This is a genomic window from Pseudomonas sp. GG8, assembly GCF_052976945.1.
The window spans coordinates 510,568-529,424 of record NZ_JBRIIP010000001.1; the positions used below are offsets into that span (position 1 = coordinate 510,568).

General features: G+C 60.0%; 13 protein-coding genes and 1 riboswitch. Of the genes, 2 read left to right on the top strand and 11 right to left on the bottom strand.

Translation table 11 applies throughout. From position 1 onward, the window contains the following. Positions 1-21: 21 nt before the first annotated feature. The 8 genes from ACVBEG_RS02500 to ACVBEG_RS02535 form a co-directional block, all read right to left on the bottom strand. Entirely contained in the window at positions 22-3,372 is a 3,351-nt protein-coding gene (locus ACVBEG_RS02500; RefSeq protein ID WP_447107318.1) for a dermonecrotic toxin domain-containing protein, read from the bottom strand. Between the two features lie 169 nt (positions 3,373-3,541). Then, positions 3,542-5,353 (bottom strand): allophanate hydrolase, encoded by a 1,812-nt coding sequence (gene atzF / locus ACVBEG_RS02505; RefSeq protein WP_447107319.1) that lies wholly within the window; start codon positions 5,351-5,353, stop codon positions 3,542-3,544. 30 nt (positions 5,354-5,383) lie between these two features. Beyond that, complete coding sequence (uca, locus tag ACVBEG_RS02510) at positions 5,384-9,001, bottom strand: urea carboxylase (RefSeq protein ID WP_447107320.1); 3,618 nt, start codon at positions 8,999-9,001, stop codon at positions 5,384-5,386. Between the two features lie 198 nt (positions 9,002-9,199). Continuing rightward, positions 9,200-9,829, bottom strand: a complete 630-nt coding sequence (locus ACVBEG_RS02515; protein ID WP_447107321.1) for an urea amidolyase associated protein UAAP2 — start codon at positions 9,827-9,829, stop codon at positions 9,200-9,202. A gap of 11 nt (positions 9,830-9,840) precedes the next feature. Further along, entirely contained in the window at positions 9,841-10,566 is a 726-nt protein-coding gene (locus ACVBEG_RS02520; protein WP_322181563.1) for an urea amidolyase associated protein UAAP1, read from the bottom strand. 24 nt (positions 10,567-10,590) lie between these two features. Next, positions 10,591-11,355 carry an ABC transporter ATP-binding protein gene (locus ACVBEG_RS02525; RefSeq protein ID WP_219062127.1) on the bottom strand — a complete coding sequence of 255 codons (765 nt, stop codon included), beginning with the start codon at positions 11,353-11,355 and terminating at the stop codon, positions 10,591-10,593. After that, a complete protein-coding gene (locus ACVBEG_RS02530; protein ID WP_322181559.1) occupies positions 11,352-12,167 on the bottom strand; it encodes an ABC transporter permease in 816 nt (271 codons plus the stop codon). The genes ACVBEG_RS02525 and ACVBEG_RS02530 overlap by 4 nt, the downstream gene beginning before the upstream one ends. A gap of 27 nt (positions 12,168-12,194) precedes the next feature. Beyond that, positions 12,195-13,274, bottom strand: coding sequence for a putative urea ABC transporter substrate-binding protein (locus tag ACVBEG_RS02535; RefSeq protein WP_416152007.1), 1,080 nt, complete (start codon positions 13,272-13,274; stop codon positions 12,195-12,197). 63 nt (positions 13,275-13,337) lie between these two features. Next, positions 13,338-13,439, bottom strand: a riboswitch (guanidine-I (ykkC/yxkD leader). 303 nt (positions 13,440-13,742) lie between these two features. On the opposite strand from ACVBEG_RS02535, the gene ACVBEG_RS02540 reads away from it, so the two are divergent. Further along, positions 13,743-14,192: a hypothetical protein gene (locus ACVBEG_RS02540; protein ID WP_322181557.1), complete on the top strand. Its 450-nt coding sequence runs from the start codon at positions 13,743-13,745 to the stop codon at positions 14,190-14,192. Between the two features lie 37 nt (positions 14,193-14,229). On the opposite strand, the gene ACVBEG_RS02545 is transcribed toward ACVBEG_RS02540, so the two are convergent. After that, the gene (locus tag ACVBEG_RS02545; RefSeq protein WP_323569165.1) at positions 14,230-15,342 is read right to left on the bottom strand and encodes an enoyl-CoA hydratase/isomerase family protein; all 1,113 of its coding nucleotides are present in this window, start codon (positions 15,340-15,342) and stop codon (positions 14,230-14,232) included. 188 nt (positions 15,343-15,530) lie between these two features. Between ACVBEG_RS02545 and ung the strand changes: the two genes are divergently transcribed. After that, entirely contained in the window at positions 15,531-16,223 is a 693-nt protein-coding gene (ung, locus tag ACVBEG_RS02550) for a uracil-DNA glycosylase (RefSeq protein ID WP_219062123.1), read from the top strand. Positions 16,224-16,317: 94 nt separating this feature from the next. Here the strand turns inward: ung and ACVBEG_RS02555 are convergent, their stop codons facing one another. Next, a complete protein-coding gene (locus tag ACVBEG_RS02555) occupies positions 16,318-17,349 on the bottom strand; it encodes an AbrB family transcriptional regulator (protein ID WP_323565654.1) in 1,032 nt (343 codons plus the stop codon). Further along, entirely contained in the window at positions 17,342-18,856 is a 1,515-nt protein-coding gene (locus ACVBEG_RS02560; RefSeq protein WP_447107322.1) for a tripartite tricarboxylate transporter permease, read from the bottom strand. The genes ACVBEG_RS02555 and ACVBEG_RS02560 overlap by 8 nt, the downstream gene beginning before the upstream one ends. Between the last annotated feature and the right edge of the window lies 1 nt (position 18,857).

An 18,857-nucleotide genomic window follows, 5' to 3' on the forward strand; every position in this document is an offset into this window, starting at 1 on the left:
TGCGCTATGGCCGATTCAGGTTCACGGTGTAATCGGCATGTTCGCGGTCGGTGCTATATACGCGGGTGAGCGGCCTATCAAAGAGTTGATGGCAGAACAACGGCAGTGCACCAATAAAATTTTGTCGTAGTGGATACCCTGTTCAGACAATGATTTGAAAAGATCCTGCAGGTTCGGATAAGTCATGCCGAGGCGATTTCTGACAGTCAGTACGTCCATGGGCGTAGCGGGAAGACCGTTTAAAGGCGACAGGTTCGAATGACGCACCACGTGACTGATTTCTTGATACGTCTCGCCGCGAGTACTCTGGAATTTCATCAGCGAATAATTCTTGATATTGCCCGGAAGGGATGTTCCGGCCAGCACCTTATCGGTGATGGCATACGGCGGCAGCGGGCCTGGAGGACGCGCGAGGCTGTTGTTTGCGTTATTTAAAATAGAAAACGGTTTGACCCTCTGGCTCACGACTCGGTGAAGCGTTGGGTCGACCAGCTCATAACCATGGGGTGCGTAGGTTCTAAGTTCGGTGCCATTGGGGATCCGTGCAGTGTTAGTCCACGGCAAGTAATGCCCGTGTGTACTTACAACCAGGGTTCTGGCTTGAGCCTTGTCCGAGGTCCAGAGCAGGAATTTTCGACCAAGCTTCCATACTTTGACGGGTAAGGTGCCGAAGGTGCTATGACCGGGAATGTTCCAGGTCTTGAGCAGGCTGTTGGTATTGAAAAATGTTTCCAGGCGGGTTTTACGGGCATTCATTGATCGGCCAAGCCAGGAGCCGAAGCTTTTTGTGGCGGCGGACGTAGCGCTAGCCCCCGCTATGGCTGTTTTCCCCAGAACGTTGAATGTGTTGAACAAACGCAGCAATCGGGGGGTGTAGGGCGCCAGCTGCAACAGCCCTAAAGACAGCACGTTGAGCGCTGTCTGGGTTTTTTCGGTGTTCCGGTTTCCCGGTAATGCTGCTGTCGCGATGCCCAGGTAGATGGACCCGGCGTGAGTCGCAAGAGAGGCCAGCGCCACGGGCGTCAGCAGCAGCGACATGGGCGCCAGCACCAGCTGTAGGTGGTTGAGCTGACGCGTCCAATAGCGCAGCGAAACTTCTTTCGAGGTCACGATGTGTTCATTCGCATCATCTTGATAGTTGCGCTCAAGCGTCTCGCGCATGAAGACGAACGGCGACGAAGTAATGGGCTGCTCGCAGAGGGCTCGGGCTTTGGCTTTATGCAGGTCGTTGGCGTAAACCACGTCTGTCCAGGGCCGAAGCAGGGAGGAAGCCGGGTCGGGGATGCTGTTACCGCTCCAAACATCAAGAAGATACATAAACTTCTCGTGGAGTCTGACCGGTATATAGCTCAACAGCATGCGTTGCCACTGCTTATCCTTGGCGGCGGTTTGTATATAACGGGTAAGTTCGATGTCGCGACTGAATTCGATAAATGCCACCGACTGACCGGCCTGGTACAGCACCGTCAAGGGTGTGTCGGCGTGGGTGAATACCAGCAGACCGGCACAGGGTTGGCATTGCGTGCCTTCTATCAGCGAGGGTTTCAGGTAAAAACCCAACGCTTTGCAGCGGATGCTGGTAGACGTCGTGTCCAGCATTTCGACGATGAGATCGAATCCAGCGCGTGTTAACTGTTTCTGTTTGAGGCTGATCACTGCCTGCGCCATAAAGGTTGTCTTGAACGACTGCTCGATAGCAGTTCCCTGCTTCTCCCAAAACCGGTTGAGTTGTTTCGACATCAGGTCAAGAAAGTTAATGCTCCTGATGTGGCTTTCGATGACCTCCGGGGATATCTCAAGCGCAGCGCCTTCGGACCATTGCCCCTTGCCTGTGGGGTCGGTGTAAACCGTCGTACGGGCGCCGTTATCGATATAACCCACCGGCCGCTCGACCCGGTAGTTACTCAACAGGGCGTTGCTCAGGCTGATCGGGGTTTCGTCGGGGGGTTGAACATACGTGATGGGCGAGTGGGCGCTACCCAATGGGGTGGTCGATGTGCCTCGAACATAGCGAATGAAAACATGATCCGGATTCACATCCAGTTGATGGTCGTTTTTCAGGTAGCCGCGCATCAGTCGGTTGGCGGCCATCAGTGGGTTGGGTATCCGCTTCACGATATCCGGCTGAAGTTCCCAGCGATCAAGAACGCTCACCAGGGTCAGGCCGCGTTCGACCAGCATGAACAAGGCGTCCGTGTGGGTGTGTTGTGAGTGCTGCTCGAATGAAAACGCTTTCTGGGCGCGGGTGAGCGCGGAAAAAATATCCTCATCGAGAGTTTTTATATCGAGAGTGAAGGGCGAGTTCCCTTGTTTGTCGGCAGCGTCCAGATACGACGCGAGCCAAGGCGACGTGTTCAACGCGTCGAGGAGTTTTTGCCTCATTAACTCAGGGTTGTCGCTGATGTATTCGAAAACGGCAGGTTTTTGACCGGTGATGTGAATAAAACTGTGCGATGTATTTTTTGAGGTCAGCTGAAAGATGCCCGGCAGGATTTGGTCATTCAGCAGCACTACACGGACGACCGTGCGCTCGCCTTTGGCTGATGTTTCCAGGGTTTCAACGGTGGTGGGGAACCGGTCGAGTCCCATGGCTTCAAGCGTCAGGTTATAACCGTCCAGGCTGATCATTTTACGCGTGTGGTACCGGCTCAGCGTGTCGAGAAATGAAAGTTTGGCGAGGGTGCGATACGTCAGTTCATGCCTGGCCCAGAAGACGGCAAGTAGGGTCTCGTAGTGTCGAGGCCAGTCCGCCTTGTCGATCAGCGTGAGGACCAGGGTTGTGCTCAGCGAAGGTGTTGCCTCATCAAACAGGCGCTCAGGTTCAGCGCTCTGCATCAGGGCATAAAAACTGGCTGCATCGAAAGAGGTAACCGCCACGTCGGTGAGGGACAGACGCCGCGTGTAAAGTTCTTGCCCATCGACAAAGACGGCCGGACGCGTATCGGTCGTGAAGTTCATGTAAATATGGTCCGGCAGGGAGGGCTTACCGGTCTGCTCAAATAAAAGCCGAGTCAGTTGTTCGTTGACATAGGCGTGCACTCCCGGCGGGCAGTCCATGTCCATCTGCCAGGCTTTCAAACTCAAGGGCGACATGGCGAGCAGTCTGGCGGCGCGGCTCTTTCTGAGCGTGGCGAGTTGTTTGTGGTTTAGCGCTGTGGCGGGTGGCGGTACCTGCGACAGTCCCTCCAGATGATCGTCGGGCGTTGCGTAATAAAACGGCGACAGCGCAAAGGCTCCAGAGGAAGGTAGGGTATCGCTCTGTTCACTGTGGTTGCCGGTCAGGTGCGTAAGTGCGGGGTGTTCGAGGCTGTATGTTGGGGCGGGTGCAGTGCGTGCTGGAACAGGGGGGACTGGATTTTCTGGGTCATTCATGTGGATGGCTGAACGTGATGAGGGGCGCGTCACTGTGTCATCAGGGATCTCTTCATGTCGTACATCTATGTAACGACGGGGTGCGTGTAAACAGGGGTATGCAGGACGCTGTGGCTGCGCACTGAAACGTGCGCAGCCACGTTCGTCGTCGGGCTACTTAATGGTTGGGTCAGGCACTCAAATAGGCGCGCCATCCGCCTAGGTGGCTGATATCTGTCGCGCCCTCCAGGCCATAAGGTTCGCAGATGAAACCGCTTTCCCAGCGTCCGTCGGCCAACTGAACCTTGCCCAGGCCCAAGGGTGCCGGAATGCCGGAGAGGAATGACCCCAGTTCGCGGCTTGGCAGTTCCCAGACTTCCACGGCAATCGCTACGCCGCCTTGCGCGACCCGCAGCATGCCGGGCCGAAACGGTGGTCCACCGGCCAATGCGTAGAGCTGGTAATCCGCCGAGCTTTGGGTGACCTCCAGCAAGCGGCCACCGCGCTGCTTGAGTTGCCAGTTCAGCGCCAGGCCATCCAGGTGCGCGCCGCACACCACTAAGCGTGCCATGTCGTTGCGGGCGACAGTGGTCGGTGCTGACAGGTTGGGTGCGTGGCCGCCGATCACCGGCAGGCCGGTATGGCGTTGCAGGGCGTCGGCCAGGCTGAGCAGATAGTGATCAGTGAAGACCCGACCGAACAGGGTCACGCCCCACGGCAGGCCGTTGTCCATGAAGGCACTCGGTACGGCGACGGCGGCGTAGTCCAGCAGGTTCATGAAATTGGTGTAGTAACCCAATTCCGAGTTGCGCAGCACCGGTTCAGCCTCCAGTTCGGCGAGGGTCACCGGGCGACCGATGGAGGGCGTCACTACGCAGTCGAGACCTTCAAGGGCTTTGTCGCACAGGGCTTTGAGTGCTTGCAGGCGGTAGTGCGCACGGAACGTTTGCACGCCGGTCACGGCCGGTGCTTTCGACAGTACTGCGCGGATCACCGGCAATACCGCTTCTGGGTTGTGCTCCATCAGTTCGCCCGCAACGCTGTAGCGTTCGGCAACCCATGGGCCGTCATACAGCAGGCGCGCAGCTTCGAGGAAGGGTGACAGGTCCAGCGTCACTGCTTCGCCGCCCATCGCGGTCAGACGGTCGATGGCATCGCCGAACAGCAGGGGCCCTTGCTCGCAGCCGAAGAACGCCAGGTCCTGCGCACGGGGTACGCCGAAACGAAACGGGCGGGGCGCACCGAACGCAGAGGCGTCGTTCCACAGCGGGTTGCTGCGGCTGTATTCGTCACGCGAATCGAGTCGGGCTACCAGACCGAGCAACTGGCTGGCTTCGCGCGCGGTGGCGGTGAAAGTGGTCACGCAATCAAGGGTGCGGCAGGCGGGCACCACCCCGGCAGTGGAGATCAGGCCCTTACTGGCCTTGAGTCCCACCAGATTGTTCAGTGCTGCGGGCACTCGGCCGGACCCGGCGGTGTCGGTGCCGAGGGCGAAGCTGGCGACGCCGAGCGCCACGGCCAACGATGATCCTGCGCTGGAGCCGCCTGACGGGTACTCGGCCAGCACACTGTTCGGGCAGGCCCCATAGGGGGAGCGGCTGCCATTCAGCCCGGTGGCAAACTGGTCGAGGTTGGTTTTGCCCAACGGAATTGCGCCGAGGCCGATCAACTGCTCGACGATGGTCGCCGAGCGCTCCGGGGTATAGGCGAATGCCGGGCAGGCTGCGGTCGTGGGGATGCCGGCCAGGTCGATGTTGTCTTTGATCGCGAACGGCACGCCATACAGCGGCAGGTCGTTGAGGTCGCTGTTTTCCAGCGCGGCCAGATAGGGTTCCAGCTCGGTAGCACTCAGCAGATGGATGAACAGGTGATAGTCCGGGTTCAACGCAGCGGCTTTTTCGCGCAGGGCGAGGATCAGTTGCCGAGGTGTCTGGCGACCGTCTTGATACGCGGCGCGAACGCTGTCGAGGCGCAGGTCGCTTGAATGCAGGTCATGGCTCATGGCGTAATTCCGTCAAAAAAATAAGTAAGTTCAGTCAGCTTCAAGCACCACGACCCGCTGCCCGGCGCGCACCGCCGAGCCGGGCTGCACCCTTACTTCAAGCACGGTGCCAGCCAGGGTTGCCAGTAGCGGAATTTCCATCTTCATCGACTCCAGAATCACCAGCACATCGCCCACTTCAACCCGATGGCCGACCTCGACCTGCACCTGCCACAGGTTGCCGGCGATATGGCTGTCGATGCCGTGCTGGCCTGCGTCAAGAGGGGCGTCGTCGGTGGCTGGGATAGCGGCTTCGTCGCTTTCAAAATGTGCCTGACCGCTGGCGATCCAACGTTCGCGTTCGGCGTTGAAGGCCCCTTGCTGCTGAGCACGAAATGCGGCGATACCCTCGGCTTCACGGGCGAGAAAAGCCTGATAGTCAGCCAGGTTCAAGGTGCTGTGCTCGATGCTTAGCGGGTACCGGCCCAAGGGAAAATCGCGGCGGATGCGCAGCAGCTCTTCGGCGCTGACCGGGTAAAAACGAATCTGATCGAAGAAGCGCAGCAGCCACGGTTTGCCATCGAACGCCGCGACTTCGCGGTAGCGGTTCCACATCTGCAACGTGCGCCCGACAAACTGATAACCACCGGGGCCTTCCATGCCGTACACGCACATATAGGCGCCACCGATGCCGACCGAGTTCTCTGCCGTCCAGGTCCGTGCCGGGTTGTACTTGGTCGTCACCAGCCGGTGCCGTGGGTCGAGCGGGGTGGCGACAGGCGCGCCGAGGTACACGTCGCCCAGGCCCATCACCAAGTAGCTGGCGTCGAACACCGTGCGCTGCACTTGGTCGAGGTTGGGCAGGTCGTTGATGCGGCGGATGAACTCCAGGTTGCTTGGGCACCACGGGGCGTCCTTGCGCACGGTAGTCATGTATTTCTCGATGGCCAACTGGCACGCCGGGTCATCCCAGGACAGCGGCAAGTGCACGATTCGCGACGGCACTTGCAGGTCTTTGGCGGCGCACACGGCGTCCCATTCGCCGACGACGATATCCAGTAAATCCGCAAGCGGCAGTTGTTCGGGCTGGTAATGCACTTGCAGGGAACGAATGCCCGGCGTCAGGTCGATCACGCCCTGTAGCGCTTTGGCTTCGAGGGCCTGCATCAGCGCATGACCGCGAAAGCGCAGTACCAGGTCCAGCTCGGGTGCGCCGATTTCCAGGAGCAAATGAGTGTCGCCAGACAGACGCGCCATCAGCCGTGTGTCGTCCTGGCCGATGTCCAATACAACAGGTGAAATTAACCCTTGTGCTAGCGAGCTCATTCGCGATGAGGCCAGATCTGGCACCGCGTCGCTTTCCTCGTGAGCACGTTCGCTCATGCAGAAGATCGTGCGTGCAGCATCGATACTGACCGGATGGAACTGCACGTTGTCGCCGGCCTTGAGTTGCCCCAGTTGCCAGAGGTCGGCTTCGATGATGGTCACCGGGCAGACGAAACCGCCCAGGCTCGGGCCATCCGGGCCAAGGATGACCGGCATGTCGCCAGTGAAATCCACGGCGCCGATGGCGTACGGGTTGTCGTGGATGTTCGAGGGGTGCAAGCCCGCTTCGCCACCGTCGGCGCGGACCCATTCCGGCTTGGGACCAATCAGGCGGACGCCGGTACGGCTGGAATTGAAATGCACTTCCCATTGAGTGGCGAAGAAGGTCTCGATGTAGCGCTCGGTGAAATATTCCGGCGCGCCATGCGGGCCGTAAATGACCCGGATCTGACGCACGGCAGGCAAGGCGTGAAGCTGGTCGTCCGGTACGCGCTGACCGATGCTGCGGTCACTCAGGGCTGGAATGTGCAGCACATCGCCAGCCCGTAAAGCGCGGCCGCCATGCCCGCCAAATTGACCCAGGGTGAACGTGCTTTTGCTGCCCAGATAGTCCGGCAGCTCCAACCCGCCGCGCACACAGAGGTAGCTTCGTGCACCGGCGCCCGCGATGGTGCCCAGCGCCAGGGTTGAACCGGCGGGTACCAGCAACGCGGTATTCAGCGCCTGGGGCTGACCGTCCAGGGTCAGCGGAATCGGCGCGCCGGTGATGGCGACCACGGCGTCGGTGTTGAAGCGCAGCAGCGGGCCGCTCATGGTGATTTCCAGCGCGGCACAGCCTTCGGCGTTGCCCAGCAGACGGTTGCCCAGACGCAGTGCGCGACTGTCCATTGGCCCGGACGGCGGCACACCGACCGCCCAGTAACCGAGACGCCCGGGATAGTCCTGCACGCTGGTCTGGGTACCGCCACTCAGCACTTCAAAGGTGTTGGCGCGATACACCAGACCTTCCAGGCACCGAGTCCATGGCTGGCCACTGGCGAAGGGCGCGTCGAGCAGAATCTGCCGCAGGTAATCGCGGTTGGTTTCCACGCCATACAGGTGGCTGTCACTCAGCGCTTGAGCAAGTCCGGCGCTGGCCTGCTCGCGGGTTGGCGCCCAACTGATCAGCTTGGCAATCATGGGGTCGAAGAACGGCGGGATCTCGCAACCGGCTTCGACCCAGGTGTCGATGCGCAAGGTCTTGCCATCGGCGGTCGGGAAATTCACCGCAGTCAGCAAGCCGGGGCAGGGCTGGAAATCCCGGCCCGGGTCTTCGGCATACAGCCGCGCCTGAATCGCATGACCGTTTGCCTGCAAGCCCGTGCGCAACTGACTGAGTGGCGGTAGATCACCCGCTGCCAGCTGGACCATCCAGCTGACCAGATCGACGCCCCACACTTGTTCAGTGACCCCGTGCTCGACCTGCAAGCGGGTGTTCACTTCGAGGAAATAGAAACGCTGGCCCTCGCTGTCGAACACGAACTCCACGGTCCCGGCGCTGCGGTAATTGACCGCTTTGGCCAGCTTGATCGCTGCCGCACACAGTTCGTCGGCCATGCCGTCTGGCAGGTTCGGCGCCGGGGTTTCTTCGAGGACTTTCTGGTTGCGCCGTTGTACCGAGCAATCACGCACACCGAGGGCGATAACGTCGCCCTGGCCGTCGCCGAACACCTGCACTTCCAAGTGCCGGGCGCGCTGGATGTACTTCTCGATAAAGACGCCAGCGTCGCTGAAGTTGTTCTGTCCCAGACGTTTCACCGCGTCGAACGATTCGCTCAGTTCGAGCGCACTGCGGCACACGCGCATGCCGATCCCGCCACCACCGGCCGTGCTTTTCAGCATCACCGGGTAGCCGATCAGCTCGCCAGCGTTGAGGGCATCGTCGAGGCTGTCGAGCAGTTCGGTGCCCTCGAGCATTGGCACGCCGTGCTGCTTGGCCAGGGCACGCGCCGTGTGTTTGAGGCCGAACACCCGAAGCTGGTCGGGTGTCGGGCCGACGAAGGCGATGCCAGCGTCTTCGCAGGCTTGGGCGAACGCGGCGTTTTCGGAGAGGAACCCGTAACCGGGATGGATCGCCGTGGCGCCGCTGGCTTTGGCGATGGCGAGTATTTTATCCACCGCCAAATAGGTGCCGGCTGCGCCACCTTCACCCAGGCTGTGGGCTTCATCGGCTTGAAGAATATGCAGGCTGGCGGCATCGGCTTCGGAATAGACCGCCACGCCCTTGACCTGCAAGGCGCGCAAGGTACGCAGGATGCGGCAGGCAATGGCGCCACGGTTGGCGATCAGCAGTGTCTTGAACATGGCATAAACCCCAGAAACCGATGGCTGATCGGTTTCTTGCCGGGAAGCGGGCCGTCCCGCTGTTTTCGTAGTGCCTCGAGGCCGTCCCCGATGGCGAAACCTGGTGCTCTTACAGGGGAGGCTGGCGCTTTGACGCCACGCACTGCCCGGAGCGGCTTTGGCACAGGCTGAATAACCAGCTGCGCAGCTTCAAAAGGTTCAGTTCCATATCAGCAGCTGCGCAGGCGTTGGGTTGTAGGCGTTGCACGGGTTGTTCAATTGCGGGCAGTTGGAAATCAGCACGATCACGTCCATTTCCGCACGCAGTTCGACATATTTACCGGGCGCCGAGATGCCATCTTCGAAGGTCAGGCCTCCGTCTGCTGTGACCGGCACGTTCATGAAGAAATTGATGTTCGGGCCGATGTCACCTTTGCTCAGTCGACCGTCATGGGCACACGCGCGCAGGTAGTTGTCGCGACAACTGTGCATGTGACGTTTTTCCAGAGAGTAGCGCACGGTGTTGCTCTCCTGCGCGCAAGCCCCGCCGAGGGTGTCATGGCGTCCGCAGGTGTCTTCGACGATGGTCAGCATCGGTTTGCCGAGGTTGGAATACAGCACGCTGCCGGTGGTCAGGTACACGCTGTTCTGCCGCCGCAAGGTACGCTGCACGTCATACCGTTCGCGGGGGTTGGCCAGGCTGTAGAACAGCGTATCGACTGCTTGATTGCCTTCCAGGTCGAGGATGCGCAGGGTTTGTCCGGCCTTGACTTCGGTCAGCCAAGGCTCGCCTGCGGGGATGGTCGCATTGTAGATCGCCGCTTCCGGCTGTTTGGAGAGTGTGGTCATGGCAGCGATCCTCAGGCGAACAGGCGATCAGTGTTGATAAAACCGCGCTCGTTTTCCGGGCGGGAGGTGCGGCAGTACTCGGCGATGCTGGGATCGGCGTTCATCCAGCCGAGCTTGAGCGGTTTGGGCGCGTACTGTGGATCAGGGTCCATCGGGTGCTGCAGGGCGGTCAGCACCACCAGGGTGTCCATCGGCGCATACAGCTCGATGTAGTCACCGGCTTTGGAGTTGTTCGCAACGAAGTGAAAGTGTCCGTCTTCATCGACCCGGACTTTGCTGAACAGGTTCAGGGTCATCAGCAGGTCGGACAGGCCCAGGCCCCATTTACCCAGTTCCACCAGCAGGTTATCGGTGCCGTTGCGAAAGAAGCCGTTGCGCAGTTCCTGATAGCGGCCTTGGCCATATTTTTCCGCGACCTCTTCAGCGCACAGCACCCCACCGAAGCTGTCGCTCCAGCCGCAGGTATCCGCCGTGATCGCTGCCAGCACCCGGCCCATGTCCGAGTACAGGCAGTGGCCGGTGGTCAGTTTTGCGGTGTGTTGGCATTTGAGGCTGTCCGGCAGGTTCAGTCGCTCGGTTTTCTCGTTGGCGTTAAGCAGGGTCAGGCTGACGTTGGCGCCGCCACGGACGTCGGTCAGGCGCAGCAGTTGGCCGCGCTTGAGCACGAACGAACGGTGGCCGCCGCCGGGCAGGATTTCTTCAGCAAAGACGGGGAACAGGGATGTTGAGTCGGTCATGTGCGCGTTCATAAAAAGGATCCTCTAAACCGTTTGCAGCGAATCAATAGCGGCGCGTGCGGCGCGGCGATCGCTGTTCAAGGGAATGTCGTAGGTGATGCGGGCGCCATAAGCGCCGGGCGCGTGTGGGTCATGGCGAACCTTGTCGAACACCAGCAGACGTGTGCCGAGGTTGAAGCCCTCGGACAGGTCGTGGGTGACCATGAACACCGTCAGGCGGGTCTCGCGCCACAGCTCCAGCAACAGGACATGCATGTCCTTGCGGATACCTGGATCGAGCGCGCCGAAGGGTTCGTCCAGCAGCAATACACGCGGTTTCATGATCAGCGCTTGAGCGATGGCCAACCGTTGCTGCATGCCGCCCGACAGTTGCGTCGGGTACTTGTCCTGCGCATGGGCCAGGCCCACTTTGCTCAGCAGGGCCGCGGCCTGTTCCCGAGCCTCGCGTTTGGCCGTGCCGAACAGGCGCCCAAGCAGTGGCGAGCGTGGCAACTCCAGACCCAGAGCCACGTTGTCCAGCACTGACAGATGCGGAAACACCGAGTAGCGCTGAAACACCACGCCACGGCTGGCGTCCGGTTCGCCAGCCAGCGGCTTGCCGTCGAGATGGATCTGGCCGCGACTGGGCACTTCCTGGCCGAGCAGCAAGCGCAAGAAAGTGGATTTGCCGCAGCCCGAGGCGCCGACCAAGGTGCAGAACTCACCTTCGTTGACGCTCAGGTTCAGGCCTTCGAGCACCACTTGATCGTCGTACTGTTGCCAGACGTTTTTCACCGAAATAAAGCTCATCCGCGTGCCCCTTCATACCAGGGGAATGCACGCCGGGTCAGAGCCTTGAGCCCCCAATCCATCAGCCAGGCGAGCAGGGTGATCCAGACCACGTAGGGCAGGATCACGTCCATGGCCAGGTAGCGTCGTACCAGAAAAATCCGATACCCCAAGCCGTCGGTGGAGGCAATGGCTTCGGCCGCGATCAGGAACAACCAAGCCGAACCCAGCACCAGACGCAAGGCAATCAGCAGGCGTGGCAGCAGTTGCGGCAGGATCACCCGCAGGACCAAGGTCCAGGTCGAGGCGCCGAGGGTTTGCGCCTTGATCAGCAGCTCGACCGGAATCTCTCGGGCGCGCTGCTCCAGATCCCGCGCCAGAATCGGTGTAATGCCAATCACGATCAGCATGACTTTCGACAGCTCACCCAAGCCAAACACGATGAACAGGATCGGCAGAATCGCCAGTGGCGGGACCATCGACAACACCGTCAGCAGCGGTGACAACGGTGCGCCGAACAGCGGCAGAATCCCCGACGCGATACCCAGGCACAAGCCGAGCAGGGCGCTGATGCCAAGACCAATCGCCAGGCGTTGCAGGCTGGAGGCAGTGTCTTGCCACAGTAGATAACCGCCGCTGCGTTGGTCTTCGGTAAAGGCCATGCGCTTGACCGCATCGGTCATCTGCACCGCGCTGGGCAGCAGTTTGTCGTTGGGGTTTTCCGTCAGCCGAGTCGCCGATCCCATGAAATAGGCGAACAGCAACAAGGCGAACGGCAGGATCACCAAAATCAGACGGCTGGCGCGATCCGGGCGGCGGTTTATCAAGCGCATGGCAATAACCTTTGGGCTGGAACGCGATTACAATTTGCCTTCGGCAGCCATCTGTACGTAGCTCGGGTCGAAGCGCAGCTTGAGGTTGGTCTTGTCGCCGCTGGTCACGCCGTTGGCGAAAGACATGCCGATTGCACTGGTGTCCTTGGCACCCTCACCGAGCAGCCCATGTTGAAAGGAGAACTCGGCGACCTTGCGCATGGTTTGTGGCAGTTGAGCGCTGGCGGCGAAGTCGAGTGCTTCCTTGGGGGTCGCGAACAGCTTGGTGGTGTTCAGTTGCGACTGGAAGCCAGCCAGGTCGGTGCCCGAGGCTTTGGCCATGTGTTCCAGTGCAGCGGTGCTGGCGGCGGATTTGCTGTTCATCAGTGCGACCACTTCGAACCAGGCTCCGGTCAGGGCCTTGCCCAGTGCCGGGTTGTCTTTCAGGGTCTGGGTGTTGACCACCATCATGTCCATGATTTCGCCAGGAATCTTGCTCGAATCGAACACTTCGGTCACGCCGGGTTTGGCCTTGATGTCCGAAAGCATTGGGTTCCAGGTGGTCACCGCTTTGACGTCATCGGTGTTGAAGGCAGCAGAAATGTCGGCATCCGAGGTGTTGACGACCTTAAGGTCTTTCTCGGTAAGGTCAGCGCTGTCCAAGGCACGGGCCAGCAAGTAGTGAGAAACCGACAGCTCGACCAGATTAACCTTCATGCCTTTGAGGTCGGCAACTTTCTTGCCTTCACCCTTGATCACGATGCCGTCGTTGCCGTTGGAGAAATCGCTGACGATCAGCGCGGTGCTGTCGACGCCACCTGCGGCCGGAATAGTCAGCGCGTCCATGTTGGTCATGGAGCAGCCATCGAATTGGCCGGCGGTGTATTGGTTGATCGATTCGACGTAGTCGTTGATCTGGGTGACATCAATGGTGATGCCGTATTTCTTCGCCCATTTGTCGACGATGCCTTGGGTGCCCGCGTATTCCCAGGGCATCCAGCCGGCATAGATGGTCCAGCAAACGTTGAAGTGTTCTTTCGGGGCGGCGTGTGCCGAGAGGCTCAATGCCGCGACGAGGCCAGCGGCGAGCATGGCGAACAGACGGGGCTTTTTAATGTTGCTCTGCATATAAGAACCTCCAGTAGGAAAAAAAACGAGCGGTCAGGAGTCACGCGACACCACTGGTGTCCTGTCTCCCGGGCTTTTATCCCGCCGTGTAACCTCTACTGGAGGTCGCCAACTCTCGGACCAGCCACTCGCGTCAAGCGAATCGGAACCCTAGTCAGCTATTGTAAATTGTGGTGCCGCGAACCTGTTTTGACTCCTGCACATCAAGTCATAAGCGAGAGGCGTGCCAAGTCTCACCACGCCTTGCGGCAGTTGGGTTGCGCAGTTGAAGGGGGAGCGAGAACGGGAGTGGGTGCTTTAGCGTGGTGCGTGCACGCACCTGTTTGGGGCGCATCTTGAGTGGGATATAGTTTTTGGGGCAGGGCACTCGGTGAATTATTTGCGGTCTGATTTTTCGTCAGTCAGCGGTTTTGACCGATGCCGACCAGCGTCGCTGGTTTGAGCTCTCTAGCGGTCCAGGAGGCCGCCATGTATCGACGACCCTTGCTTATAGTTGTGCTTGGTTTAATCCTCGCTGGTTGTTATGCAGGTCCCGGTTATTACGAATCCGATGTCTATACACAGCCGGTTTACGGTGGCGCTTACTATGGCAGTTATGACCGGTCCTACCGTCCGAGCTATTACGTAGCGCCTCCCCGTTATTACGGGCCGCGTCCGGCGCCTTATTACGCCCCTCGGCCTGATTATGGTCCGAGACCTATGCCTTACGCCGGACGGGGTTACTACCGCAGTGATCAGGGTGGCCATGAGGGTCGTGGCGGACACTACAACCCTTCATGGAATGAAGGCCGGAATGACGGTGACCGTGGACACGGTGGTGGCAGTCGCGGTCATGACAATGGTTCAGGCGGCCGGGGTGATCACGGCAATCGCGGAGGCGACGGCCGTGGCGGCGATGGTCGGGGTGGAAACAGGTGAAGCGTCGCTACGTCGGCGCTTCACCTGCTTTAAGGGTCTAGTAGTCTAAAAGGTCCGCCAGGGGGTGCCGTCCTTCCCATACCTTGGCGAAGTGCGCATCGATCACGGCGTCCGGGATGTTGGCGACGTCTTGCCAGTGCCAATGAGGCTTTTGATCCTTATCGATCAGGCGCGCCCGCACGCCTTCGCTGAACTCGGGATGACGACAGCAATTCAGGCTCAGGGTGTATTCCATCTGGAATACCTGAGCCAGCGACATGTGTCGGGCGCGGACAATCTGCTCCCACACCAGATGGGCAGTCAGGGGGCAACCTTCAGTCAGATTCTTTGCCGCACGGCTGAGCAGGGCATCGCCGTGCGTGTTCCATTGACTGATGGCACGCCAGGCGCACGGCAGAGTCGCGACGTCCAGCAGTTCATCAATCTGCGCTCGACGCGGCAACCATTGCGCATCAGGCAATTGCCCGATGGCTTCCTGTTGCAGCGCCTTGAGCAGGCTGTTGAGTTGCACCGGGCTTTGTTCCTGCCAGTTCAGTTGTAGCAGCCCCTCGACCAACTCTTCTTGCTGTTCATCCAGCAGGAAACGGTCGGCCAGGTCCAGATCCAGCGCGTCGCGCCCGTTGATGTGTGAACCGGTCAGTCCGAGGAACAGGCCCAGTTTGCCGGGCAGTCGGGAAAGGAACCAACTGGCGCCGACATCAGGGTATAAGCCGATACTGACTTCCGGCATTGCCAGGCGACTGGTCGGGGTGACGATGCGAATGCCCGCGCCTTGCAACAAGCCCATGCCGCCACCCAGCACGTAACCATGGCCCCAGCAGATCAAGGGTTTGGGGTACGTGTGCAGACGGTAATCGAGCCGGTATTCCGCCGCGAAAAAATGCGCGGCCAGCGGTGGGACTTCGCCGGGATGGGCACGGCAGGCGTCGACCAATGCTCGTACATCGCCGCCGGCACAAAAAGATTTAGAGCCATTGCCGCGCAGCAGTACACAAACGATTTGCGGGTCATCGGCCCATTTTTCAAGACGATCCATCAGCGCCTGGATCATCGGCAGCGACAACGCATTCAGAGACTTTTCCGCATCCAGGCTGGCAACACCAATGCGCGCGCCGTCTTGGGCGTGGAGTTCTTCAAATTGCAGATTCATCATGACCTCTCGGGGGGCGGGGCAACTGTCCATTGGGTCTGTGATACCCCTATGCGGGGGTAAGTTGCAAACGGTGATTACAGGGAGTGTAGGAAAGAGGCAGGGGCCGCGTGGTGCAATGACATTGGTCGATTGACATCGGCGGCCAGCTTTCCTAGTGTCCGCGCATTGATTTTTGCAGGTGTGCCATGACAAACGATGACCGTATCAAACTCGAATCCGGCTGGAAGCACGCGTTGCGTGAGGAATTCGAAAAACCGTATATGAACGAACTGCGTGAGTTCTTGCGCCAGGAGCACACCGCAGGCAAGGAAATCTATCCACCGGGCCCGATGATCTTCAATGCGTTGAACTCGACGCCGCTGGACAAGGTCAAGGTGGTGATCCTTGGCCAGGATCCGTACCACGGCCCAGGTCAGGCCCATGGCTTGTGCTTCTCGGTGCAGCCAGGCGTGCCAACGCCGCCATCGCTGGTCAATATCTATAAAGAGCTCAAGCGTGACCTGAACATCGACATCGCCAATCACGGCTGCTTGCAGTCCTGGGCCGATCAGGGCGTGCTGCTGCTCAACACCACCATGACCGTCGAACGCGCGAACGCTGCTTCACACGCAAAAAAAGGCTGGCAGATCTTCACCGATAAGGTGATTGAGGTCGTCAGCGAACATCAGCCGCATCTGGTGTTTATGCTGTGGGGTGCTCATGCCCAAAGCAAACAGAAACTGATCGACGCCAGCAAACACCTGGTACTGACCTCGGTACACCCCTCGCCGCTGTCCGCCTACAAAGGCTTTCTCGGCAACGGACACTTTGGCCGGGCCAACAAGTTCTTGCAACAGAATGGATTGACACCGATTGACTGGAGATTGCCGCCGGTTTGACCTGAATGCAGTGGCGGGCATCCTGCCATCTTCGCGAATGAATTCGTTCCCACAGAAAATAGCGAGCTCATTCGCGAACGGGTCAACCCGGTCTCTACTCAGCCCGCTTATCCCAGTGCCGAAACAGCGGCTCGGCGAGGAACAGTACAAACAGCAGGCGCATGACCTGCATTGCCGTGACCAGCGGCACCGACAGTTGTAAGACTTCCGCTGTCAGGCTCATTTCGGCGATGCCGCCGGGCATCATGCCCAGGGTCAGTGAGCGCAGGTCCAGATGGGTCATCACACTCAGGCACCCAGCGGCGAGGGCGGCGATCAGCATGGTCAGTGCAGTGCCCAGCAATGTTCGGCCAATAAACGACGGCGCCCGCCGAAAGAACGAACGATTGAAATGGCAGCCCAGGCCGCTTCCGATCAGCCATTGGCCGATCTGGCTGCCGCCTTGCGGTAAGCCGATGTGCAAGTCCCAGGTGATGCTCACCGCAGCACTGAGCAGTAGCGGCCCGAACAGCCATGGATTGGGTTGCTTCAGCCGTTGCCAGAGCCACGCCAGCAATCCGCCTGCCGGAAACAGCACCAGCAGCCAGGACCAGTCAACGGCTGCCGGATTCGATGCAGGCGCACCGTCGCCCAGCAGATACTTGAACAGTGCGGGCACGCACAGCACCACCATCAACACTCGCAAACTCTGTCCCGCCGCGACGCTGCTGAGGATTGCGCCGTTGCGCGCTCCGAGGTTGACCATTTCGCCAGAGCCGCCCGGCATGCTGGAAAAGAACGCCGTTGCGCGATCTTCGCCGCTACGTCGCATCAGCCAGACTCCGACCACGCTGGAAACACTGGTGACCAGTGCTCCGAAGAAGATCAGGCCGAAATGCGACATGACCTGTTCGATGACAACCGGCGTGAAGTGCAGGCCGATGCCAATCCCGACAATCCACTGCCCGCCTTTACGGCCGCCGGGGATTTCCGCAAGTTGCCAGGGCGTCAGGCAGCGCACCAGGATGATCGCCAGCAGCGAGCCCACCATCCACGGCAGCGGCCAGCCGACCTGGCTGGCGAGGTAACCGCCCAGCAGGCCGACCAGCGGGGTTCCCCACCACGTATTTAAGGAGCGATCAGACATTGGCCACGGCACGACGCTGCAGGGAGCGCTTGCGCCAGATCCGCACGACAGGCATCAGCAGCATGATGGCCGTCAGCACCCATATCCCGAAGGTAATCGGGCTGGACCAAAGAATTTCCAGCGCACCGTTGGAGATCGACAGGGCACGGCGCAGGTTCTGTTCCATCAAGCCGCCGAGGATAAAGCCCAGCAGGACCGGCGACAGAGGAAAGTCCATCTTGCGCAGGATGTAGCCGAAGATACCGATACCAACCATCAAGAACAGGTCGAAGGTGGTGGCATGCACGGCGTAGACGCCAATCGCAGTGATGATCGCGATCACCGGCACCAGTGCCCAGTTCGGCACGGCGAGGATGCGGGTGAAGATGCGGATCATCGGGATGTTGAGGATCACCAGCATGACGTTGGCGACGAACAATGAGGCGATCAGGCCCCAGACGATGTCGGGCTGCTGTTGAAACAGCAATGGGCCGGGCGTGATGTTGTACAGCGACAAAGCGCCGATCATCACTGCTGTCGTTCCCGAGCCCGGGACACCGAGGGTCAGCATCGGCACCAGCGCTCCACATGCCGCACCGCCGATGGCGGTTTCCGGGGCCGCGAGGCCGCGTATGTCACCTTGTCCGAATTTTCCGGTCTTGCCCGCCAGACGCTTCTCGGTCATGTAGGCCACGGCGCTGGCCAGTGTCGCGCCAGCACCCGGCAGCACGCCCATGATGAAACCGAGCACACCGCAACGCAGGTTCACCACGAACACCGAGCTGGCTTCTTTGAAGTTGAACATCATGCGGCCGGTGGCTTTGACCGCCTCTTGCCCGCGATGGGTTTTTTCCAGCAGCAATAGAATTTCGCTGATCGAGAACAGCCCCAGAACCAACACCACGAACTGAATCCCGTCAGTCAGGTGGATATTGTCGCCGGTGAAACGGTACACACCGCTGTTGGCGTCGATGCCGACCATGGACAGAAACAGCCCGATCAGCGCCGCGATAAACGTCTTCAGTGGACGATCACCGGCCATGCCGCCGAGGCAGACGATTGCGAACACCATCAGTACGAAATATTCCGCCGGTCCGAAGGCAATCGCCCACTTCGCCAGCAAGGGCGCGAACAGCACCATGCCGCAGGTGGCAATGAACGCACCGATAAACGAGCTCCACGCCGACAGCGACAAGGCGACACCGGCCAGACCCTGGCGAGCCATCGGGTAACCGTCGAGAGTGGTCATCACCGTGGACGCTTCGCCCGGAATGTTCAGCAGGATCGAGCTGATCCGGCCGCCGTATTCGCAGCCCAGGTACACCGCCGCCAGCAGGATCAACGCTGACTCCGGGGGTAACCCGAGGGCGAACGCGATAGGGATCAACAGCGCCACGCCATTGATCGGGCCAAGGCCGGGCAGCAAACCGACAACGGTGCCAATCAGGGTGCCACACAGGGCGGTGATCAAGTTGTAAGGGGTCAGCGCAACGCCGAAGCCTTGGCTCAGGTAGCTAAAAGTGTCCACA

Bases quoted from the DNA above. Each gene is read 5' to 3' on its own strand.
- ACVBEG_RS02500 (WP_447107318.1), bottom strand. From the start codon at position 3,372: ATGAATGACCCAGAAAATCCAGTCCCCCCTGTTCCAGCACGCACTGCA.
- atzF (WP_447107319.1), bottom strand. From the start codon at position 5,353: ATGAGCCATGACCTGCATTCAAGCGACCTGCGCCTCGACAGCGTTCGC.
- uca (WP_447107320.1), bottom strand. From the start codon at position 9,001: ATGTTCAAGACACTGCTGATCGCCAACCGTGGCGCCATTGCCTGCCGC.
- ACVBEG_RS02515 (WP_447107321.1), bottom strand. From the start codon at position 9,829: ATGACCACACTCTCCAAACAGCCGGAAGCGGCGATCTACAATGCGACC.
- ACVBEG_RS02520 (WP_322181563.1), bottom strand. From the start codon at position 10,566: ATGACCGACTCAACATCCCTGTTCCCCGTCTTTGCTGAAGAAATCCTG.
- ACVBEG_RS02525 (WP_219062127.1), bottom strand. From the start codon at position 11,355: ATGAGCTTTATTTCGGTGAAAAACGTCTGGCAACAGTACGACGATCAA.
- ACVBEG_RS02530 (WP_322181559.1), bottom strand. From the start codon at position 12,167: ATGCGCTTGATAAACCGCCGCCCGGATCGCGCCAGCCGTCTGATTTTG.
- ACVBEG_RS02535 (WP_416152007.1), bottom strand. From the start codon at position 13,274: ATGCAGAGCAACATTAAAAAGCCCCGTCTGTTCGCCATGCTCGCCGCT.
- ACVBEG_RS02540 (WP_322181557.1), top strand. From the start codon at position 13,743: ATGTATCGACGACCCTTGCTTATAGTTGTGCTTGGTTTAATCCTCGCT.
- ACVBEG_RS02545 (WP_323569165.1), bottom strand. From the start codon at position 15,342: ATGAATCTGCAATTTGAAGAACTCCACGCCCAAGACGGCGCGCGCATT.
- ung (WP_219062123.1), top strand. From the start codon at position 15,531: ATGACAAACGATGACCGTATCAAACTCGAATCCGGCTGGAAGCACGCG.
- ACVBEG_RS02555 (WP_323565654.1), bottom strand. From the start codon at position 17,349: ATGTCTGATCGCTCCTTAAATACGTGGTGGGGAACCCCGCTGGTCGGC.